Source organism: Microcoleus sp. T3_D1, from assembly GCF_036700405.1.
Taxonomy (GTDB): domain Bacteria; phylum Cyanobacteriota; class Cyanobacteriia; order Cyanobacteriales; family Microcoleaceae; genus Microcoleus.
In genome coordinates, this window is the sequence record NZ_JAUBOV010000050.1 from 27,780 (window position 1) to 49,214 (window position 21,435).

A 21,435-nucleotide genomic window follows, 5' to 3' on the forward strand; every position below is an offset into this window, starting at 1 on the left:
TTACCGTGAGTCCGTTAGCATATCCTCACCATTACAGTGAGGCGTTGGCTTCTGACTCAATCTCTACCACCTGTTACCTGGAAATCCAGATGTTTCGTCTTAGCTGACTGCTCGAAGTATTCGACCTCTTCGAGAGTAATCAGGTGGGTTACTTCGTTCCTCATAACCATTGTTTTGTTCCGTTAGGATGTCACCTCTTCACCGAGTTTTTGGGTAACGTAGGTATGCCGACGAAAATCCTCATACCACCCTATACTAATGCCCTTTTGGGACTACCAGCGCATAAAGCCTTATTTCGCTGGTTGGGTGTTACGGTGATTCAGGTAGTGACTTCGCTTTCGCTATCCATAGGAACTTGCTCACGGGACACCACTTTTAGGCTAGTAGTTCTTTCCGCTTTTATCTCCGCTTCACCGATTGATGGCTAGTCTCTACAGTGGGAGATATGCTTTCGCCTCTACGTCTGAGGGGCAGGACTTACCGTTTTCTAGGATACTAATGCTCACCTGCAAGGTTATGAAGTTGTCATCTACAAGGGATTAAAGTGCGAACTCAATCCTCATGGATTACCCTGTAGAAGCCAGTCATCCCCCGACTTCTCGGTTTCGACTGAACGAATCGCACTTTCGCGCACCCACCAAATCAGCATGAAGCTCGTGTCCGCAACACTCGCAACGAAACAATAGTCCTTTTTTAGGTCTATTGCCGGCCGAAGTGTGTCCGCACTTTGGACAGCTTTGCGAGGTATAATTAGCTGGAACTTTAGTAGCTAAAGAGCCGTTCAAATTAGCTTTGTAGTCAATATAGCCGTGCAATTCGGCAAACGACCATTTAGCTTTATTTCGATTAGCTCTTCGCTGTTTCTTGCTAGCCTTTTTACCAGACTTGGACTTAATTATATCCCCAACTCCGGTTAGGTTTTCCAGTCCAATCAAAGTATTAGGTTTGGCAATGTCCTTGCTAATTTGGTGGTTCACGTCAGCGATAAACCGTCTTTCTCTTCCCGACAAAGCAATTAGTCTGCGCTTTGCCGAACGAGTGTCTTTACGCTGAAGAGTTTGTCTAGCTTTATGATAGCGGTTGGCTTTATGTCTAGCTTCTGAACCTGAGTAGAAATTAGACTTGTTTTGTAAGTCTGTTTGTACGGCTAAGTAGCGCATCCCCACGTCAACGCCAGAAACTCTAGTTATTTTCAGTGGGTCGAGTTCAGGGGTTTCTACCTCAACACTTACCATCAAATAGTAAACTTTAGAGGAACGCTGATAGACAATTTTAGCTGCTCCAACTTTGGAACCATTCGCAATGAAATCCAGATGCTTGTTGTAGCCATCATACGAGACTACTATTCTACCAGCTAGGGTAATAATACTCACCTTCTGCTCGGATTTAAACGAGTAGTCACGCTGATAATTCAAGGTACAGGTTCGAGAGATATACTTAGGGGGTTGGTCTAGTCCTTTGTACCGTTTCTTGGTGTACCCTTTAGCGATAGCATCGTTAGATTGTTTTACCTTAGTCCAGAGAGTTTTATACGTTGCCGAAACTTGTCTCGGTACATTGCAAGCCATCTGAGCGCCAAGTCCAAATCGAACTCGCAATTCATTGTAGACAGCCTTTTGTAACTTAGCACCATTGCTGGTTTTGTTCGCATCAAAAGCAACTTGTGAAGTATGATTCAAGGCATCGCGATAAGCCAAGGTAGTCTGAGATACCAAAGCTTTTTGCTCGGCATTCAGGTTTAGTTTTAGCTTGGCGGTGATTATTTGAGGCATTACTTTCACGAACTCTGACAAAATTCTATCTCGTGAAGATGGCAAAAGCAAGTGGTGTAGCAAAAATTATTTGTTCGCTCATCGACCGCCCCTCACCTTCCGACACATAAAGTCATCGGTTTGGTTCGGGGCGGCTCTCCTGGCTCACGCAAATTCCTCCCGACGCTCACCTGGGTACAGGTAGAGCGCGGGACTCCTTTTGGTTTAGTTGAAGATTTGGTCGAGTTTTTGGAATAGTAAGGGCGATCGCGCTAATGGGATACGTTAGACTGCGGATTCGAGAACTAGCTGAGCAAAAGGGTTGGACACTAAAGCAAGTTGCCGATCGATCCGGAGTTAATTACAACACTGTCAGAAGCTACGTTCAGCGCGATGCTTTGAATACAGCCGATCTTTCTGCTGTCTACAAAATTGCCCGCGCCTTCGACGTGACAATGGAAGATTTGGTCGAGATTTTGGAAGATTGAGGGCGCACCAATGGGGCGAGTTTCACTAAAAATTCGATCGCTAGTAGAAGAAAAGGGCGAGATCGCTAATGGGATACGTTGATTAATGCCGTACTTCTCGCCGTCTTTTCTTTACTTGTTCGTAAAGCATATAACTACCTTCTATAGCCGATCGCCCGCTATCCCCTAAAATAATTTCTACTCCCTCAATCCAAAATCTAAAATCTAAAATCTAAAATCGATATGTCTCATTCCACCGATATCGTCACCCTCGCCCGCTGGATGGCCGCCGACTTCAGCAACCAAGCCCAAGCCTTTGAAAATCCGCCCTTCTTCGCCCACATCCGCGTCTGCATGAGACCTTTGCCCGTCGAAGTTCTGGATGGGATCAGCTTGTACCTAGAACAAGCCTACGATATTGAACTGCACGTACCGTACCGAGTCCGAGTTTTGAAATTAGTCCCAGTGGGCGATCGAATCGACATCGAAAATTATGCCATAGAAAACGAAGAACAATTCTACGGCGCGGCCCGCGACCCGCAACGGCTGCAAGAAATCAAAAAAGAACAACTGACTCTACTTCCTGGCTGCACCTTTATTACGCAGTGGACGGGCAACAGCTTCAAAGGGTCTGTCGAACCCGGAAAAGGCTGCATGGTGGTCAGAAAGGGCAAAAAAACCTATCTAGACAGCGAATTCGAGATTGACCAAGACAAATTTATTAGCCACGATCGCGGACGTGACCCAGAAACCGACGCCCACGTCTGGGGAGCCCAGGCCGGCCCCTTTGAATTCACCCGCCGGGCCAGTTTCGCCGACGAAATTCAGGTTTAATCTAAAAAAACAGACTCCTTCCTAGGCGAACACGCTTGATTAAAGGTTCAGAATGCACCATAACCTGATACATTAACCCAGTATTGGCAAGCAAGATTCACCGTTGATTTATGAAAGTCCTGGTTATTGGTGGCGATGGCTATTGCGGTTGGGCAACCGCACTCTACCTTTCTAACAAAGGTTACGAAGTTGGCATCCTCGACAGCTTCGTGCGGCGGCACTGGGATCTGGAACTGTGCAGCGACACCCTCACTCCCATCGCACCGATTCAGCAAAGACTCCAGCGATGGCAAGATTTAACGGGCAAGTCGATCGACTTGTTCGTCGGTGACATCACCAACTACGATTTTCTCAGCAAAAGCATGAGAAAATTTGCACCCCTTGCGATCGTCCATTTCGGCGAACAGCGTTCGGCACCTTTCTCGATGATCGATCGCGAACACGCAGTCCTCACCCAAGTCAATAACGTCGTCGGGACACTCAACCTGCTGTACGCCATCCGCGAAGACTTCCCCGATTGTCACCTAGTGAAATTGGGGACAATGGGCGAATACGGCACGCCGAATATTGACATTGAAGAAGGCTACATTACGATCGAACACAACGGTCGCAAGGATACACTACCCTATCCCAAACAACCAGGCAGTTTCTACCACCTGTCAAAAGTCCACGACTCCCACAACATCCATTTTGCTTGCAAAATCTGGGGTTTAAGAGCCACCGACTTAAATCAGGGCGTAGTCTACGGCGTGCTCACAGATGAAACCGGCATGGATGAACTGTTGATCAACCGTTTGGACTACGACGGAGTATTCGGTACAGCGTTGAACAGATTTTGCATCCAAGCTGCGATCGGTCATCCTTTGACGGTTTACGGCACTGGCGGACAAACCCGCAGCTTCTTAGACATTCGGGATACCGTGCGGTGCGTGGAATTGGCTCTAGCCAACCCCGCCGAAGCCGGACAATTCCGCGTCTTCAACCAATTCACCGAACAATTCAGCGTCGGCGACTTAGCCTCCTTGGTGCAAAAAGCAGGCATGGCTATGGGATTAAAAGTAGAAATCAACAACATCGAAAATCCCAGAGTCGAGAAAGAAGAACATTATTTCAATGCCAAAAACACCAATTTGCTAGACCTCGGTTTGCAACCGCACTATCTCTCAGATTCCCTGCTCGATTCTCTGCTGAATTTTGCTACAAAATATCAGCACCGTGTCGATAAAAACCAGATTTTGCCGAAGGTTTCTTGGAAGTAAGTTCAGACCTCTACCTGCGGGGAAAGAGATTTTTTAACGAACCGCGAAGGCGCGAAGGGCGCGAAGTAAGAGAAAAGAAGGGAAGAGAGGAGAAGGGTTCGCAAATTCTGAATGGAGTTTGCTGTATATTACGATAATCTATCTTTTTTATCTCTTTCTCTGTGTCCTCTGTGTCCTCTGCGGTTAATTAAAAAATTCCATTAGGTTTTTACTGCTGGCTTTTTGGGAATAAATGCTGTCTGTAGAAATTCGCACGATTATTCTGTTGCTTTTTGTTGTTCTGCCGGGATTTTCAGCGAGTGCAGTTTGTGCTTATTATTTAATAGCGGAATGGGCGGCACTAACGGCGAGTAATCAAAATTACCGCGCCCGTTAGCGAATCACCGGCTGCTGGGGAAAGGGAAATATTAATTGCTAAAACTGCACAGGAAATTCACAGAATTAATTGCTTTGCCGAAGGTGTGGGATTGCTTTGAGGTAGGATAATTGGATCGAGCGGAATTCACGGAATTTGTATGTTGCCCCCAGAAAAATCTCGATCGTAATTAGTGGCAATGAATCTGCGAACCGAACCATACTTAAACCAGGCAAGTAAATGGCCGAAAACAGGTCGTCACATTCTGGCACAATTTGACGAAAATACCGTTGTAGTGTACCAAGCTTACCGTCCGGCGATCGGTCTTTTTGCAGCGGAACAAGGTTATTTCGGTGGGGAATTTAGTCTGAATCGCATGAGTTGGATTAAGCCCAATTTTCTATGGATGATGTATCGATCGGCATGGGGTACTTCATCGGGTCAAGAAGTAATTCTTGCTATTTGGCTGAAGCGATCGGCTTTTGACGAAATTTTAGCATCGGCTGTCCATTCTAATTTCGTTCCAGCAGTGTATGGAAGCGAAAAAGAATGGCAACAAGCTGTTAAAAATTCGGCTGTACGGCTGCAATGGGACCCGGATCGTCACCCAAATGGATCGAAAATGGATCGGCGGGCAATTCAACTCGGTTTGCGCGGCAGTGTTTTAGCTCGTTACGCGCGAGAATGGATTGTTAAAATTGAGGATATTTCCCAATTCGTGCAGCAACAGCGTCAATATAACGGAGGCGATAGCACGCAATTACTGACTCCTTGTGAGGCAGTGTATCCTGTCATCGACCCCGACATCTCCCAGAAACTACGATTATCGGTTTCCTAAACAATTTACTATGAAAATTGCTCTGTTCACTGAAACATTTCTGCCAAAAATAGATGGCATTGTGACGCGCCTGATTCACACTGTAGATCACTTGCAGCGATCGGGCGAACAAGTTCTGATATTTTCTCCAGATTACGGGATTAAAGAATACAAAGGCGCACGAGTTTACGGTGTGGAGGGCTTGCCTTTGCCGATGTACCCGGAATTGAAAATGGCACTTCCTTCTCCGGCTGTCGGTCGCCAATTAGAGCAGTTTAAACCGGATATTATTCACGTTGTCAATCCCGCAATTTTGGGATTGGGCGGTATATATTACGGGAAAAAGTTCAACATTCCAATTTTGGCTTCTTACCACACGCATTTGCCCAAATACTTGCACCACTACGGTTTCGGAGTCCTCGAACCTTTATTGTGGGAATTGCTCAAAGGTGCTCACAACCAAGCAGAACTGAATTTGTGTACTTCTACAGCAATGGTGGAAGAATTGAGAACCCACGGGATTGAGCGAGTAGATTTGTGGCAGCGGGGTGTAGATACTGAAATGTTTGTCCCGGAATTGGCAAGTCGAGAAATGCGATCGCGCCTTTCTGCAAATAACCCAGACAGTCCCCTGCTGCTGTACGTCGGCCGCCTCGGTGCAGAAAAAGAAATCGAACGCATCAAACCAGTCCTCGCAGCGATTCCCGACGCCCGCCTCGCCCTAGTGGGAGACGGCCCGCATCGCCAAACCCTCCAACAATATTTTGCCGGTACACCCACTAATTTTGTCGGCTACCTCAAGGGGCAAGAACTCGCAAGAGCTTACGCATCGGCCGACGCCTTCATTTTTCCCTCCCGCACCGAAACCCTGGGCTTAGTGCTCCTAGAAGCAATGGCTGCGGGGACGCCTGTAGTGGCGGCGCGCAGCGGCGGAATTCCCGATATCGTCACCGACGGTGTTAACGGATATTTATTTGACCCCGCCGACGAAGAAGGAGCGCTCGCCGCCACTAAGCGTCTGTTTGCGAATCCCGAAGAACGGGAAACCCTGCGCCATAACGCTCGCCGAGAAGCTGAACGTTGGGGTTGGGCCGCCGCCGCTGCACAACTGCAGCGCTACTATCAATCAGTGGTATTTGCCGAGTCTGTGCCCAGAGCAGCCTAAATGTCAGGATCTGTAGCACCTTTAAACTTCACCGCCAGCTTAGCTTGGCTGTTCGATCGTCAGTTGGTATTGAATAGGGATGTTTTCAAAGACCGATCGAACTTTTTTGCTGCATAAATTACCGTCGTTATCCTGCTGTTGCGTTTACCATTAAACTATGAGTAAGCTCTGTAGGAATGCCTTGCGCGCTGCTTTCATAGCGCCCTTTACCTCACCGGATACGGTCGCCGAGTGCGCTAAAACTGTCACACCGCGCGCTGGGGCCGAGCACAGAGCGTCAAATCCACACTGCACTCTCGATCGAACGAAAGCCTGTCACCTAATTTTCAGGCCTTCTGTTTTGCGAACTCAAGTTCAGCTTGAATTGACGAACCCTCATCAGTATCGAGGTTGGAAAAAAGATCGATCGAGCATACATAACAAGCAAACTGAAGTTGCGTGCGCCACTTTTGAACTCACGATTCATCAAAACGACAAGCGAGTGCCGATGCGCTGGCAAACAAATTCAAGAGTTTGCACCGCCGCCGAATCTAGCGCCGATCGACCTGCGGTGAGTCTACCCCTCTGAGCAAGCAGTTAATCATGACATTCTCCAATACTGGTAGCGTTCTGGCTACACTGACTCAAGTCAATTTTATGGGGGCATTGACCTCCCGTGTTAAGAGCCTGCCAGTTCCTGAATTAGTGTGCCTGCTGGACTTTATCACGGCTGAATTTCAGCAATTTATCCGGGCGATGGACCTGATTAACAATGAAGCACTCGAAAGTCTCTTAGAGCAACTTTTAGATGCCTTCACTGTCAAAATTGGTCAAATTTTGCAAGCAGACCGGACAACTATTTTTTTGGTTGACTCCAACAAAAATCAACTGTGGCACAAAACAGTCGATCCACTTACGGGCGAAGATGTAGAAGTGCGCTTGCCTATGGATGCAGGCATTTTAGGCTACGTAGCAACAACCGGAAAATCGATCAATGTCGCCGAAGCTCGATCGCACGAGTATTTTAATACCGAAGTAGACGAACCACCGGGCTACCACATCGAGACCATCCTCTGTATGCCGATTTTTAGCAGCAAGAGCCAACAGGAACCCGTAGCGGTGGTCAGACTGTTAAATAAAGCTGGCGATGCCCCCTTTAGCGAGGAAGACGAACAGCAGTTCCAGGCTTTTGCAGATTCGATCGGGATTATTCTCGAAAGCTGTCAGTCTTTCTACGTCGTGGCCCGCAACCAGCGAGGGGTTGCCGCACTTTTGAGAGCGACCACGACTTTGGGTCAAAGTCTTGACTTGGAAACCACTTTGCGCTCTGTCATGGATCAAGCTCGCGACTTGATGCAGGCCGATCGCAGCACGCTATTTTTGTTAAATCGGGAAACCAACGAACTCTGGACAAAATTAGCTAAGGCTGACGGCAAAACGATGATGGAAATCCGTATTCCTGCGAATAGGGGAATTGCTGGTTACGTGGCTTCGACGGGTCAACCTCTAAATATTACAGATGCTTACGACGATCCCCGGTTTGACCCATCTACAGACCAGCAAACGGGATACCGCACTCGGACTGTCTTGTGTATGCCGGTGCATAACGCTAAAGGTGAGCTGATCGGGGTAACTCAGCTAATTAATAAGAACCAAGGTACTTTCACCCCTTCCGACGAAGAGTTTTTGCGAGCGTTTAATTCCCAAGCGGGAATGGCGTTGCAAAATTCTCAACTGTTTCAGAACGTGATGGTGGAAAAGCAGTATCAGAAAGATATGCTGCAAAGTCTTTCTGATGCAGTGATTTCCACGGATTTGAAGGGGCGAGTTGTGACGATTAACGAAGCAGCCATAGAATTGTTGGGCTGTCCGGTAAATCAAGCTAAAAGCAAACACCATCCCCAGATTTGGGAAGATAAACTTGTGAATCGCTATGTTTGGGAAGTTGTGCCGATCGACAATTTGCAATTTCGACTAGAAGACAGTCTCAAAACTGCTGCCCGACATTACGTTCCCGAACAAAGTTTAACTGTGGGACTGTTGGTAGAAAAAACGCTAAATTCCCAACCAAAAGAAGAAGGACAAGAAGAAGAAGAAGAAGAAGAAGAAGAAGAAGAAAGTTATATTTTGGCCGTGCCCGATCGCACCGATCCTAATTTATATTATGCTTGGGGCGAAAACCGCGCGTGGACTGAGGAAGTAGCGCTGGCAGAATTAGCTAATGCCCAATCTCTATTTGCGCTGCGAAATTCTGCCCTGTATCACCCTTATTGTCCGTTGCCCATCCCCGCCTCTGGAATTAAAGTAATTGAACGTAGTTTGAATTTGACTGTCAACCCCCTACTCAATCCAGAGGGCGGCGTGCGCGGCGGTTTAGTGGTACTCGAAGACATCAGCCACGAAAAGCGGATGAAAAATACGATGTACCGCTACCTGACTCCTGGAGTCGTAGATAAAGTGATGGCCTTGGGTGAAGGCGCCCTGATGGTGGGCGAACGCAAAGAAGTCACTATTTTATTTTCCGACATTCGCGGCTATACCACGCTGACCGAAAATTTGGGAGCATCCGATGTGGTATCCCTGCTGAACGAATATTTTGAGACGATGGTGGAGGCCGTTTTCCACTACGAAGGCACTTTAGACAAGTTTATCGGCGATGCTTTAATGGCGGTTTTCGGCGCGCCCCTGCCGCTGAATCCTCCGGAAAGTCACGGTTGGATGGCGGTTCAGTCGGCTTTAGATATGCGCCGGCGTTTGAAAGAGTTTAATGATTCTCGCCCCGGTGCAGATCCGTTTCGCTTCGGAATTGGGATTAGTTCGGGAGAGGTGGTTTCGGGAAATATTGGTTCCCAAAAGCGAATGGATTACACGGTAATCGGGGATGCGGTGAATTTGAGTTCGCGCTTGGAACAGCTTACAAAGGAGTATGGCTGCGATATAATTTTGAGCGAATTTACATACAGTTTGTGTCGCGAAGGGATTTGGGTGCGAGAGCTAGACAAGGTGCGGGTTAAGGGCAAAAATCAGCCGGTGGGTATTTACGAGTTGCTGCAAAATAGTTCTGAACCCATCGACGGCGAAACCGTTCGGTTTTTGGAACTTTACAGCAACGGTCGGGATGCTTATATTGCTAGAAATTTTCACAAAGCTATTAATTGTTTTGAAGCGGCTTTAGCGATGCGACCGAACGATCGACCTGTGGAAGTTCACCTCGACCGATCCCTAAGCTATTTGGAAGTCCCCCCGCCCGATGATTGGGACGGCGTGCATACTATGACAACCAAGTAGTAGATTATATTACATCCGAGCGATCAAAAGTAAAAAGATTTGATAAACTTTTGATATATTCCTTATGACAGAGTTAAGAAGTGGAAAAATGTGAAAACATAAATCGGATGCCATATTAAAGTTAGTATTTATTTCCAGGCTAACAATTAAATGAGTTATTTATCTGTTCCTAATGCCACAAAAGCCGATCGTATTCTGGTGGTAGACGACGCACCAGATAATGTTTTGTTGGTGCAGACAATCCTAGAAGAAGAAGGTTACGAAATTAGCACGGCAGAAAACGGCTTTTCGGCCTTGAGTCAAATTGACAAGTCAGCCCCGGATTTGGTACTGCTAGACGTGATGATGCCGGGAATGGATGGTTACGAAGTCACTAAACGAATCCGAGAAAATAAGGAATTGCCCTTTATGCCGATTTTGCTGATCACTGCTCACGACAGTGCCAGCGTAGTGCAGGGATTGGACATGGGAGCAGACGATTTCATCCGCAAACCAGTCGAAATGGACGAACTGCTGGCGAGGGTACGATCGCTCCTGCGGCTAAAACACAGCGTAGACGAGCGCAATTCGATCGCCCTCCAGCGCGAAGATTTTGTCTCCCGACTCGCTCACGACTTGCGGACGCCCCTGGTAGCAGCCGATCGAATGCTAAGTTTAATGCAGCAGGGAGCTTTGGGAGAAATTTCGCTTCCCATGCGCGACGCTTTCGGGACGATGGTTCGCAGCAACAAAAACCTCATCACGATGGTAAATATGTTGCTGGAAGTATATCGCTACGAAGCAGGCCGCAAATCCCTAAGTTTCGCTCCCGTGGACTTGCGCCAGCTTATTACAGAAGTAGCTGAAGAACTAGCTCCCCTAGCGGATGCTAAAGGTTTGTCGATAAATTTAGACTTGACAGAAAGTGCAGAAAGTGCACCGATTGCGAAGTATCCGGGCGATCGTCTGGAGCTGCACCGCTTGCTGACAAATCTCATCGGAAATGCGATAAAATTCACCGACAACGGCTCAATAGATGTCAGCTTAAAAGCTGCCAATTCACCTGCTTATACGAGCTTCAAAAACCAACCGCTGGCATGGGTAATCATGGAAATCAAAGACACCGGCGCCGGCATTTCTCCCACCGAACAAGCAAAGTTATTTGAAAGGTTTAGCTCGGGAACTCACAAGAAATCCAGCACAGGTTTGGGACTACACCTGTGCCGCCAAATAGTCGAAGCTCACCGCGGCACGATTGACGTAAAATCAGAGCTGGGCAAAGGCAGTTTGTTTAGTATTCGCTTGCCTTGTTAGAACAGTATAATTCACCCTAACTTTGGGGTGCCAAAAGCGAACATTAGTACAGATACACTGTAAGGGTAGGGTGCAAAGTGCGTACCTAATCGAATTAGGGTTAATTTACCAGATGTCATATAATTACTTCGCAACCGAATTTATGGCAATATGTCTAACTGTCCAGTGTGCGGTGCTGAATACATAGAAGAAAAAGCAGAGTTTTGCTCGATTTGCGGCTGGGATTTGACTCCCTACCCGCAACGTGCTAAGCCTTCCAAAACTTATTTAAAAAAAGAACAAGTTAGATTGCAGTGGGCCAAACAAATGTGGGAATTGGCCCGCACTCAACAAAATTGGTCAGCTAAATTTGATGAGTTGCATGGGGAATTGCAGCAAGGTGCGATCGCCCGCACATACCTGCAATCTCAGTTAGAATGGGTTCTGTACCGCCTCGAACAACTAAACCCCGAATTGATTGTCAGCACTCTACTGCGGCTGGAAGACAAAATCGGCGCTATACCTGCGACAACTCCGGCTATCTCCGAAGTGGGGATGGACTACCGCCAACTGACAAAGCTATTAGAAACTGGAAAATGGCGCAAAGCTGATGAACACACTTGGGAAATCTTGCTGCAAATCGCTGTCAGGGAAGACGAAGGGTGGCTGAGTGCAGCCGATATTGACAGTTTTCCTCCTACAGACCTTCGCACGATCGACAAACTTTGGCAACAATACAGCAGCGGGCGGTTCGGGTTGAGCGTGCAGCAGCAGATTTGGGAAAGTACCGAGGCAAATTATACTGAATTTTGCGATCGAGTCGGCTGGAGAGTCAAGGAAAATTGGAAATATTACAGCGAGCTCTCCTTCAACGAAGATGCTCCCCCCGGCCATCTCCCCGTCACCGCATGGAGACAGCGCGCCTGTTACGGTGCTGGTAAACTCACCGCAGCCGAAAACTTTGCCCGCATCGCTGCCAAACTCGCAACTGGCGATCGGTAATCATCAAAAAAAAATCAAAATCGACATTAACTGCTATAATCAAAACGGTTTAGCAACTGGGGCTGTGGCTCAGATGGATAGAGCAAGCGCCTCCTGAAGAATCGGGCACCCTGCGAGGAAACTCTGGGAGTGAATGTGGTCAAATTTGGTGAAACCTAAAGAGTTCGTGGATTCCTATGACTCTAAGGCAATACCAAGCCAAGCCTGAGTTCAGGGCGATTAAACAATCGCCTATATTGAAATCAGGAAGGTTTAGAGACTAGACGGTCACCACCTAAAGGCTGCAAGCCTATGGTGAAGGTATAGTCCAGAGAGTGGGGAAACTCACACAAATCTGAAGCGCTAGGTCGCCGGTTCGAACCCGGCCAGTCCCGTTAAAAACCAAGAAAAATTAACAGCAGGAGGGGTAAGCCTAAGTTTTGCCTCTCTTTTTTGCATATCCGCTAACGAATTCGCCCACAGACGAATACTTGCTGGAAGACGAGGACTTACCCAGAACCTCTATAGAATCCATCTGAAATCTCAAATCTGAAATCTGAAATCTAAAATCACCTGTTTAAGCCCCACCACCAGCGTAGAGTCAATCTAAAATCTCAAATCTCAAATCTCAAATCTATGATCCCCCGACCCTTTTTTAAATTTTAATTTTTAATTCCTGTTAGTGGGCTGTACGTGCGGTATTTTTTGCTATGGTTCCTTTGTGAGTTACATAAAATTTTTATAGGTTTAGATGTGGTTAAGAATCAATTCAAACACGCGGCGTTACCAGCCTTTGAATACTTCACGCAGTTTTTGGTTCCTAGTAGGGCTTTTGATGGCGTGTTGGTTTGGCTATCAGGAGGTTAAGAGCGAATTTCAGAGACCCCAAGCTTTGTTAGTTCTAGGTGGGGCTACGGAGCGAGAGGTGTTTGCGGCCAAATTTGCTCTGGATCACCCTGAATTGCCAATTTGGGTGTCGTCTGGCAGCAATCCTGAGTTCGCGGAATGGGTGTTTTCAGAAGCTGGAATTGAGTCCGATCGCGTGCACTTAGACTACAGAGCAGTGGATACGGTAACAAATTTTACTACGCTGGTAGATGAATTGAAAGCTAGAGGGATTGAGAGCGTGTATCTGATCACTTCTGACGATCATATGCGGCGAGCTCAGATTATCGGCGAAATCGTGCTCGGCAGTCGAGGCATTAGTTTTAAGCCTGTCGCAGTTCCGTCTGGGCGAACCCCCGAACCAATGGAAAAAGCTGTTCGCGACGGCGCTAGGGCTATTCTTTGGCTGACAACCGGTTATACAGGTGCTAACTTCAGCCAAGCCAGAATGGAATAAACAAAGGAAAGCATTGAGCAAGTTTTAATTTTTTTCCATTCCCTCTGGTTTTAAAACTTGTCTCCTCTAGCGATTTAACGAACCGCGAAGACGCTGATGACAAATTCGTAAAAGAAGAGAAGGAGTAGTTTAAAATTAAGAGATGAACTTCAAAAGCTAAAGTTAATGACCGACCAAATTCTGCCGCAAGTTCTGGATAAAATTTTGAGTGACAGCAAAACGCCGGATGCTGTTTTTTCGGCTTTGGTGCCGGCTTTAGGCGAGGTGTTAAATTGCGATCGGGTCTTTCTCTACCTCCGCAATCCTGAAACGCAAAGAGGCAGAGTACCTTACTGCTGGCGTCGCAACTCGAACTTTCCAGAGATTGGGGACGCGGAATGGAAAAAAGAACCAGAATCTTTAGGGGAAGAAGACCCTTTGTTTGCAGCAGCTTTGCGAACTGAACCTTCGATTTTTGTTGAGGATGTTGAAACAGCAAATCCTGAAGTAGTCAACAAAAATTTTGAGGCAAAAGAGTTCGGGCATCGAGCTTTGATTCACGCTCACCTTTGTTCTGACGGCTTATTGTGGGGGGTTTTGCAGCCTTGTATGTTCGATCGCCCTAGAGTTTGGACTGACTTCGATCGCCAAGTTATCGCAGCAGTTACAAAAAAAATTTCGCCTTTAGCTGTCGCTTATGTAACCGCTGCTAAAGCAGAAATCTGAGCGTCTGATTATATCAAGTCCGAGCGCTCGCTTATATTTATTGTTTAGTGCGAGCTTCTAGCTCGCGTGCGAGCTTCTAGCTCGCGTGCGAGCTTCTAGCTCGCGTGCGAGCTTCTAGCTCGCGTGCAGGCTTCTAGCTCGCGTGCGAGCTTCTAGCTCGCGTGCAGGCTTCTAGCTCGCGAGCGAGACGCTCGCACTCTTATGATAACTAATTAACCGGACATAATATTACCGCAATTTAACGCCCCAAATCGTGCATCGCATTAATTTCCGTTGCACATCTTTGAGTCAACGCTTGCAACTCCTCGCGATCCGACGAACCGGGCGCTTCAATTAGCTTGCCAATTCGCACCGTCAGCGGCACCGGACGCGGGATTCCCGAACCTTTCGACGAAATCGCGTGAGTTCCCCACAAACTAACAGGTAACAGCGGCGCTTTTGCCTTAGCAGCTATCAGCGCAGCACCTAATTTCGGTTCAGTAATTCTGCCGTCTGGGGTGCGAGTTCCCTGCAAAAATACACCCGTCGCCCAGCCATTTTCCAAAGAGTTGATAGCCGAGCGAATTGCACTGCGATCGGCACTTTCCCGCTTCACTGGATAAGCACCGTAAAGCGTAATTGCCTGCTTCAAAATAGGAACTTTAAATAACTCTTCCTTTGCCATAAATGCGACGGGCCGCCTCATGCAATTCGACAAAATCGGCGGGTCAAAATCGCTGGCGTGATTGCTGACTACCACCAGTGGCCCTTCTGTCGGAACATTTTCTGCACCGTAGATGCGGCCCCGAAAGTAAAGGTGCAGCATCGGGCTGACAATTGACCATTTGAATAAATAGTAGAGAAGTAAACTTTCGACTGGTTCGCGACTTTTGCTCACAGAAAAACCTTAAATTTTAAATTACATCGAATATTAGCCTATCAGTTCAGCAATCAAAAAAGAAGCACTACACGGATTTTGACACGGATACACGGATAGGCCCAGCGATCGGACTGTTTAGCTAATTGGCTAAGTTGAGTATCATCAGTGTATCCGTGTTTATGCGTGTCGTGTTGTTAGATGATTCGGCGGTTGAAACCGCTTTGCCAGCTTGTGTAGTGCCAGAATTTATTCTGGCGAATTCTTTACAAAGGCTCAATTTCCGGCCAGCATAGCTTTCTGTCCTTCCGAAGAAGTCGCGTAGCCCAAGAAATCCTTAACTGCTTGGCTAGGAGGATTTTTGTAGGCGTAGTACAACTGCCGGTGGTAAGGATAGTTACCAGCATCCGTCGTCGCACCGTTGACTGGAACAACTCGCACCGTTTTCTGATTGACTACTTGAGCGAAAGTCGCATAGCCAATGCCGTTGTTGCCTAAAGCTTGCAGCAGGGGAGTTGTAGCATCTCGATCGAGCGTGGTAATATTTGCCGTCCTACCAAACTCGCCACCTCCGAGCACTTGTTCTTTAAACGTTTGGTGAGTGCCGCTAACTTCGGGTCGATTTATCACTTTAATCGGGCCTGCCGGGCCGCCGACTTTCGACCAGTCTTGAGCATTTCCCTTGAAGATGGCTTGAACTTGAGCGGAGGTTAAACCTGCTTTGAAGGGGTTGTTAATGCCGACTACAAGGGCGATCGTATCTAGGGCAACGGGCACCGCTGCCAAACCCTGACCTTGTTCTTGAGCCGTCAAAGGTCGCGATACCGCTGCAATATCGGCTGTTCCCGCCACCAAATCCTGAATTCCTTTTTCAGAACCGTTCGCTTTGGTATCGACTGTCGTGCCGGAAAATTTGCCTTCAAAGCCGTTCTTGAGGTTCTGATTGATTGTCACCATGCTGGTGGAACCGTCAATTCTCACCGCCGTACCCGCAGGAACAGAAGCTGGAAGCGCAAAGGAAGTAGCTGCAACAGGCGAAGCGCGGCCAACTACTGGCGCGACGGGAAGTGGGACGCCATCGCCTGCGGGTGTGGGAGTGGGGGGATTGTTACTAACATCTTGCGATGCTGGTTTGTTGAGAAAAAAGAACCAACCGCCACCGGCTAGCAAGAGAAATAACAGGATAAAAACTATGGGGGGAGGCCCGCTCTTAGCCATAAAATTGTCCTTAGCTGGGAAGTTCTTTGTTGTTGGAGTCGTCTAACATTTGTAGCCTGCGATTAACTTCATCGTCTAAGGTCATATTGTCTAATTCTGCCTGAAGTCTTTCTTGGGGATTCTCAGATATTTCTGCTAAAGCTTGCTGTTGGAGGTTGCGGCCGTGGACGGCGTTTTTGGCTTGCTCAAATTGCGATCGAGCTGAATCGATACTGAGGTCGTTGTTGACTTTGGATATGGCTCCGAGAGCTTCGTTAATCTCTGCCATATCTTTCATATTTTGCATATCGGTTTTGTAGGCTTCCAGCTTCATCCGCTCTCGATTTAGCTTGTCTTTGGAAGCGTTGACGTACTGTTCGGCTTGTTTTACTTGGGCTTCTAACTGCGGCAGAATTTGTTCTGTCTGAATTACTTTCGACATTGCCAAGCGGGCTGCTTCTTCGTTGCCGTTGCGCTGGGCTGTGAGGGCTTGGCGCTCTACGGTTTGCATTTCTCTAACTTTTTCTTCATATTTCGTTTTGGCGCGCTGGTAGGCTGCAACTTGGGTGGAGACTGCTGCTGCTAGCTTTTGCACTGATTCTTGCATCGATCGCAGTGACTCTTCGGCTACCGCCACCGACACCTGGCCGCCGGATTCCACGGGCAGTCCCCACATCCAGTTCCAGGCACCTACGATGGTTCTGCCTGCCTTGTCGCCCATCAACCAGTAAAGGACTTTTTTCATATAAACATCCAGATAAGCTTGGTTTTTACGCCTAGTCTACATCAGGATTTGGCGATCGCCCCGTCAGGTCGATCGATTTCTCGATTTTTGATTAATATTTTCTAACTGTCTGGATCGTCTATCCCCAATTTGCACAACAGGCAATATTCGGATTGGCCTGTTGTGCGATTCGTTGTTGGGCAATCTTCGGGCCAATTAACTCTAAATTTTATAACCTGCCATTTAATAACAGGCTAAAAATAGATTAGGCGGGCAAATCTGCAAAACTGCTAACATTTACCAGCGCTAAATCGGGACAAGTCCGTTTGATCAAACCTGTGAGAACTTTGCCGGGGCCAATTTCCACTACCCGATCGATTCCCTGTTGCGGCAATTGCAGGGAAATTTCTCGCCAGCGCACGCCTTTGGTCATCTGCTGAGTCAAGCGCTGCTTTAAAGTAGCTGCGCTGGTAGTGGCTGACGGTTCTGCGTTCGAGAGCACCAGCATTTTAGCATCGGAAAACCTTGCAGACTTTAACGCTAGTTGAAACTCTGCCGCCACTGATGCCATCAGCGGAGAGTGAAACGCACCGGAAACATTCAATTTAACGGCGCGTTTGACTTTGATTTTGGCAAGCAAATCTTCTACTGCTGCGGGCGTTCCAGAAATCACGACTTGTGCTTCGCTGTTGTCATTTGCCAGCACTACGTCTCGGCTGTATTGAATTTGCAATTCTAGTTCCTGCCTGTCGAACCCGATCAAAGCCACCATTTGCCCGCCGGAGGCAGTGTCCATGAGTTCGGCGCGACGTTTGACTAAGCGCAATCCGGTTTCAAAGTCAAAGACGCCTGCTGCGTAGAGGGCAACGTATTCTCCTAAACTGTGACCGGCAACTACCGCTGGTCGATCGCTTTTTTCTCGCATTAAGTCGGCCAAAATACTTTCTACTACGAACAAGCAAGGCTGAGTGTAGAGAGTCCGAGATAGTTGTGCTTCTTCTTTTTGGCAAACTTCCGGGACAGACCAACCTAAAATTTCTTTAGCGAGCTCAAATTTGGCTTTGGCTGTTGGCAAGTTTAATAAGTCTGCACCCATCCCGATCGCCTGGGAACCTTGTCCGGGAAATACCCATGCTGTTTTAGTCATTTTTCCGGTAATCTGCTAATTGGTGGTTGCTAATTGGTGATTGCAAAAATTCTTTCTTTCCCGCTTCTAAGTTCGCTCGCTGGTATCCGCTATCTTTCCGTTAACGAACTATCTACTCGCGACTCACAATTCTAACATATAATTGCCTTTTTTACCAGGTTTATATTTTTTTTGCTACTTTAATTTGATTAATAGCCGTAGCACAATTTTCCACCTTCAAGCCGGGGAAAGTCGATCGAAGAATAGAGGATTTTCAATCTCAGGGCGGGCTTGTCAAGAACTCCTGTCCCGAGGCAGTACGGCTGCGCCTCTTGCCCTATGTATGGCTTGTTAAAGGATTTGTATTATGCAACGGTCGCACTCCCCACAATCATTAGCCAAAGTTTGAAGCCGCCAAACATTATACCAGTTCCCAAAAAGAATGAAACTGCTTTACCAGCTCCAAACCCATAGTTCCTCAGTAATTCCCAATCTAAAATCTAAAATCTAAAATCTAAAATGGTATTACCTTCCCCATTGAAAAATCGCCGCCCCCCAAGTCAAACCTGCACCGAAACCAGCAGCAGCAATAGTATCGCCCGCTTTAACTTTACCCAGACGCACGGCTTCGTCTAAGGCAAGGGGAATTGAAGCCGCTGAGGTATTGCCGTAATTCGCCAAATTGCTGATTACTTTTTCGGGGGGAATCTTTAGCCTTTGGGCAACTGCATCGAGAATCCGCTGATTGGCTTGGTGCAACAACAGCCAGTCAATTTCAGCAGCGCTGACATTTGCCCGAAACATAGCTTTTTCAATGACTTCCGGCACTTTTCTCACGGCAAAGCGATAGATTTCTTGACCGTTCATTGTGATGGGATGAAATCCGCCAACTCCGACGCTGACGCCCTCAATTAATTCTTTTGACTCGGCTTTGTAAGCCAAATTGAGAGACGAATTTTGTGTGCCGTCGCTGCGAATTTCAAATCCCAAAAAGGAATCGACTTCTGAAGCTTGCAATACCACCGCACCTGCACCGTCTCCAAAGAGAATGCAAGTACCCCGATCCGACCAATTCACCCAGCGAGATAAAATATCGGCTCCGATCAGCAAAACATTTTGATAAACCCCTGTCCGAATGAACTGCGAGGCTGTCACTAAACCAAAAATAAAGCCCGAACAAGCTGCTGTCAAATCAAAAGCCACAGCTTTTGTCGCGCCCAACTGATATTGAATTTTACTGGCCGTGCCAAACAAATCGTCAGGACTGGAAGTCGCCAAAATAATTAAATCGATATCTGTCGGCGAAATTTCTGCCATTGCGATCGCCTTTTGAGATGCCTCTGTGGCTAAATCGCACAAAGAAGTGCGATCGTCCGCCAGCCTGCGGGAGCGAATACCCGTCCGCGCGCCAATCCACTCGTCATTCGTTTCTACTATCTGACTCAAACCGTTATTATCCAGCGAAACCTGCGGTGTACAAGAACCGCTACCCGTGACGGCAATGCCGAACCCTGATTGCTGCAACATTCCTCTCCATTTACTCGCTGTTCCATCTAGAAATTAAAAATTAAAAACTACCAATTAAAATTATTTTTTAAACTGCTGAAATTACTTTTTTTTAAGCAAAACAGTTGGTTTAAGCTGACATTTTTAATTTTACATTTTTAATTTTTAATTCCTACTTACTGCCTCTAATTCACAGCTTCTTGTTCCAGAGCGCTTTGGTTGTTGGACGATCGAATTCGCTCCAGCACTTGGTTGTCAACAGCCTCCTTCGCCAAACGAATGGCATTGAAAATTGAAGCAGCTTGAGACGAACCGTGGCTGATAATGCAAACTCCAGCAACGCCCAACAGCAAACCGCCGCCGTGTTCAACGTGGTCTACCCGCTGCTTGAATCCTTGCAAGCTTTTTTGCAGCATAGGGTCGTTAATTTGATGTTGGAGTCCTTTGACCAACTCTTCCTTAAGCACCTGGACTACGACTTCGCCCACTGCTTCCGCAAACTTCAACAACACGTTGCCGACAAACCCGTCGCAGACAATCACGTCGAATTTCCCCGACAGCACGTCGCGGCCTTCGGCATTGCCCACAAAAGGAATGTTCGGGTTGTCCACCAATAACTGGTGAGTCCGCACGGCTGCGTCGTTGCCTTTAGAAGGTTCTTCGCCAATGTTGAGCAGGCCGATTTTAGGTTCGGCGACACCCAGCACGCACTGGCTGTAAATAGTTCCCATAAGAGCGAACTGCTCCAAAAATTTGGGGCGGCAGTCCACATTAGCGCCAACATCGAGAATGAGTACAGAGCTGCCCGGTATCATTGTCGGCAAAACCGCACCGATCGCAGGGCGATCGATTCCGGGGAGCCGGCCCAACCTGAGCAGGGCAGCAGCCATTGCCGCGCCGGAGTGACCGGCGGACACCACAGCATCAGCTTGCTGCTGCTTTACCAAGTTCATCGCTACGTTAATCGAAGCGTTGGGCTTGCGTTTGAGGGCACTCAAAGGTTCTTCGTGCATTTCGATCGCTCCTTCAGAAGGAACGATTTCTAGCTGACCTGTACAGACGCGGCCGATCGCGTCTTGTTGCCGGAGCGAGTCTTCTATTTGCTGTGGGTCGCCCACAAGCAAAATCTCTACGCCTAATTCTTCTTGTGCCTTAAGCGCTCCAGCTACAACTTCGGCGGGGGCATGATCCCCACCCATAGCGTCTATTGCAATTCTTGCGCGTGTCGATCCCATTGACCAATGTTTGAGAAACACTAAAAATTCTACCAGGAATTGAACCTCCCCACGTCTAAAGCCGGGGGATTCTTGCCCACCAATCAAGGCGACAACGGGACATTCAAGTATCCCTCTACTCACTCAAACAGCTTAAAGCTGAGATTGCGTATACTTTCTGAGGCCTTCGTATGTTTAAGTTTGAACGCTCCATACCCTGCCATTATTTGCCCTTTAACTATTCCAAATCTAGTTGGATCTGTCCGTTGCTGGGATTGCTCCATACTAGGGTACTTCAATGCGCTCTTATGTTATTCCTACTCACTTTTCGCTTGTGCTGATTATACACGGCGGTTGAAACCGCTACCGACTTATCCCCATGTCGGTAGCCCGGGGCTTGCGTCTCGTCTTTCGGTCAGGATCTTGAATCCACAAGTCTGAATAAAGAACTAAAATCCGCTCGCTAGGGCGATCGGACAATTCTTATTTCCGACTACTCTGATAGAACTTGTTTTGTCACTACTTTACTATTTTTGACGGCATCTTGAAAAAATCAATGAAATAGTTTACATGACCGCAAGCACTTTAGTCCGGAAA

General features: G+C 47.6%; 18 protein-coding genes. 11 read left to right on the forward strand and 7 right to left on the reverse strand.

Annotated elements, in window-relative coordinates; all coding sequences use genetic code 11:
- Positions 1–584: 584 nt before the first annotated feature.
- Positions 585–1,772 carry a transposase gene (locus tag QT992_RS21455; protein ID WP_333340245.1) on the reverse strand — a complete coding sequence of 396 codons (1,188 nt, stop codon included), beginning with the start codon at positions 1,770–1,772 and terminating at the stop codon, positions 585–587.
- Positions 1,773–2,026: 254 nt separating this feature from the next.
- Here QT992_RS21455 and QT992_RS21460 point away from each other — a divergent pair, with 254 nt between their 5' ends.
- From QT992_RS21460 to QT992_RS21510, 11 genes are all read left to right on the forward strand, one after another.
- Positions 2,027–2,239 (forward strand): helix-turn-helix transcriptional regulator, encoded by a 213-nt coding sequence (locus QT992_RS21460; protein WP_333139222.1) that lies wholly within the window; start codon positions 2,027–2,029, stop codon positions 2,237–2,239.
- Positions 2,240–2,461: 222 nt separating this feature from the next.
- Positions 2,462–3,052: a chromophore lyase CpcT/CpeT gene (locus QT992_RS21465; protein ID WP_333315369.1), complete on the forward strand. Its 591-nt coding sequence runs from the start codon at positions 2,462–2,464 to the stop codon at positions 3,050–3,052.
- A gap of 110 nt (positions 3,053–3,162) precedes the next feature.
- The gene (locus QT992_RS21470; RefSeq protein ID WP_333315370.1) at positions 3,163–4,311 is read left to right on the forward strand and encodes an NAD-dependent epimerase/dehydratase family protein; all 1,149 of its coding nucleotides are present in this window, start codon (positions 3,163–3,165) and stop codon (positions 4,309–4,311) included.
- 554 nt (positions 4,312–4,865) lie between these two features.
- Positions 4,866–5,504 carry a DUF4291 domain-containing protein gene (locus QT992_RS21475; protein ID WP_333315372.1) on the forward strand — a complete coding sequence of 213 codons (639 nt, stop codon included), beginning with the start codon at positions 4,866–4,868 and terminating at the stop codon, positions 5,502–5,504.
- A 10-nt stretch (positions 5,505–5,514) separates the two neighbouring features.
- Positions 5,515–6,648: a glycosyltransferase family 1 protein gene (locus QT992_RS21480; RefSeq protein WP_333315374.1), complete on the forward strand. Its 1,134-nt coding sequence runs from the start codon at positions 5,515–5,517 to the stop codon at positions 6,646–6,648.
- A gap of 157 nt (positions 6,649–6,805) precedes the next feature.
- Positions 6,806–7,216, forward strand: coding sequence for a hypothetical protein (locus QT992_RS21485; protein WP_333315375.1), 411 nt, complete (start codon positions 6,806–6,808; stop codon positions 7,214–7,216).
- A gap of 14 nt (positions 7,217–7,230) precedes the next feature.
- A complete protein-coding gene (locus QT992_RS21490) occupies positions 7,231–9,915 on the forward strand; it encodes a GAF domain-containing protein (RefSeq protein WP_333315376.1) in 2,685 nt (894 codons plus the stop codon).
- A 150-nt stretch (positions 9,916–10,065) separates the two neighbouring features.
- Positions 10,066–11,208 (forward strand): hybrid sensor histidine kinase/response regulator, encoded by a 1,143-nt coding sequence (locus QT992_RS21495; protein WP_333315378.1) that lies wholly within the window; start codon positions 10,066–10,068, stop codon positions 11,206–11,208.
- 150 nt (positions 11,209–11,358) lie between these two features.
- Complete coding sequence (locus tag QT992_RS21500) at positions 11,359–12,189, forward strand: GUN4 domain-containing protein (protein WP_333315379.1); 831 nt, start codon at positions 11,359–11,361, stop codon at positions 12,187–12,189.
- Between the two features lie 730 nt (positions 12,190–12,919).
- Positions 12,920–13,510, forward strand: a complete 591-nt coding sequence (locus tag QT992_RS21505; protein WP_333315382.1) for a YdcF family protein — start codon at positions 12,920–12,922, stop codon at positions 13,508–13,510.
- 165 nt (positions 13,511–13,675) lie between these two features.
- Positions 13,676–14,215, forward strand: coding sequence for a GAF domain-containing protein (locus tag QT992_RS21510; RefSeq protein WP_333315383.1), 540 nt, complete (start codon positions 13,676–13,678; stop codon positions 14,213–14,215).
- 238 nt (positions 14,216–14,453) lie between these two features.
- On the opposite strand, the gene QT992_RS21515 is transcribed toward QT992_RS21510, so the two are convergent.
- The 6 genes from QT992_RS21515 to plsX all read right to left on the reverse strand — a co-directional run bounded on the left by QT992_RS21515 (position 14,454) and on the right by plsX (position 20,859).
- Positions 14,454–15,092, reverse strand: coding sequence for a lysophospholipid acyltransferase family protein (locus QT992_RS21515; RefSeq protein WP_333315385.1), 639 nt, complete (start codon positions 15,090–15,092; stop codon positions 14,454–14,456).
- 255 nt (positions 15,093–15,347) lie between these two features.
- Positions 15,348–16,289, reverse strand: a complete 942-nt coding sequence (locus QT992_RS21520) for a phosphate ABC transporter substrate-binding protein (protein WP_333315386.1) — start codon at positions 16,287–16,289, stop codon at positions 15,348–15,350.
- A 10-nt stretch (positions 16,290–16,299) separates the two neighbouring features.
- Positions 16,300–17,013, reverse strand: a complete 714-nt coding sequence (locus tag QT992_RS21525) for a PspA/IM30 family protein (RefSeq protein WP_333315388.1) — start codon at positions 17,011–17,013, stop codon at positions 16,300–16,302.
- Between the two features lie 244 nt (positions 17,014–17,257).
- Complete coding sequence (gene fabD, locus QT992_RS21530; RefSeq protein WP_333315390.1) at positions 17,258–18,139, reverse strand: ACP S-malonyltransferase; 882 nt, start codon at positions 18,137–18,139, stop codon at positions 17,258–17,260.
- A gap of 504 nt (positions 18,140–18,643) precedes the next feature.
- On the reverse strand, positions 18,644–19,645 hold the full coding sequence (locus tag QT992_RS21535) for a beta-ketoacyl-ACP synthase III (RefSeq protein ID WP_333315392.1): 1,002 nt from the start codon (positions 19,643–19,645) through the stop codon (positions 18,644–18,646).
- 164 nt (positions 19,646–19,809) lie between these two features.
- Positions 19,810–20,859: a phosphate acyltransferase PlsX gene (gene plsX, locus QT992_RS21540; protein ID WP_333108170.1), complete on the reverse strand. Its 1,050-nt coding sequence runs from the start codon at positions 20,857–20,859 to the stop codon at positions 19,810–19,812.
- Positions 20,860–21,435: the final 576 nt, after the last annotated feature.

Coding starts and splice junctions, on each gene's coding strand:
- QT992_RS21495 (WP_333315378.1), top strand. CDS start 10,066: ATGAGTTATTTATCTGTTCCTAATGCCACAAAAGCCGATCGTATTCTG.
- QT992_RS21455 (WP_333340245.1), bottom strand. CDS start 1,772: ATGCCTCAAATAATCACCGCCAAGCTAAAACTAAACCTGAATGCCGAG.
- QT992_RS21470 (WP_333315370.1), top strand. CDS start 3,163: ATGAAAGTCCTGGTTATTGGTGGCGATGGCTATTGCGGTTGGGCAACC.
- plsX (WP_333108170.1), bottom strand. CDS start 20,859: ATGGGATCGACACGCGCAAGAATTGCAATAGACGCTATGGGTGGGGAT.
- QT992_RS21485 (WP_333315375.1), top strand. CDS start 6,806: ATGAGTAAGCTCTGTAGGAATGCCTTGCGCGCTGCTTTCATAGCGCCC.
- QT992_RS21535 (WP_333315392.1), bottom strand. CDS start 19,645: ATGTTGCAGCAATCAGGGTTCGGCATTGCCGTCACGGGTAGCGGTTCT.
- QT992_RS21500 (WP_333315379.1), top strand. CDS start 11,359: ATGTCTAACTGTCCAGTGTGCGGTGCTGAATACATAGAAGAAAAAGCA.
- QT992_RS21490 (WP_333315376.1), top strand. CDS start 7,231: ATGACATTCTCCAATACTGGTAGCGTTCTGGCTACACTGACTCAAGTC.
- QT992_RS21465 (WP_333315369.1), top strand. CDS start 2,462: ATGTCTCATTCCACCGATATCGTCACCCTCGCCCGCTGGATGGCCGCC.
- fabD (WP_333315390.1), bottom strand. CDS start 18,139: ATGACTAAAACAGCATGGGTATTTCCCGGACAAGGTTCCCAGGCGATC.
- QT992_RS21510 (WP_333315383.1), top strand. CDS start 13,676: ATGACCGACCAAATTCTGCCGCAAGTTCTGGATAAAATTTTGAGTGAC.
- QT992_RS21520 (WP_333315386.1), bottom strand. CDS start 16,289: ATGGCTAAGAGCGGGCCTCCCCCCATAGTTTTTATCCTGTTATTTCTC.
- QT992_RS21460 (WP_333139222.1), top strand. CDS start 2,027: ATGGGATACGTTAGACTGCGGATTCGAGAACTAGCTGAGCAAAAGGGT.
- QT992_RS21505 (WP_333315382.1), top strand. CDS start 12,920: ATGTGGTTAAGAATCAATTCAAACACGCGGCGTTACCAGCCTTTGAAT.
- QT992_RS21525 (WP_333315388.1), bottom strand. CDS start 17,013: ATGAAAAAAGTCCTTTACTGGTTGATGGGCGACAAGGCAGGCAGAACC.
- QT992_RS21475 (WP_333315372.1), top strand. CDS start 4,866: ATGAATCTGCGAACCGAACCATACTTAAACCAGGCAAGTAAATGGCCG.
- QT992_RS21480 (WP_333315374.1), top strand. CDS start 5,515: ATGAAAATTGCTCTGTTCACTGAAACATTTCTGCCAAAAATAGATGGC.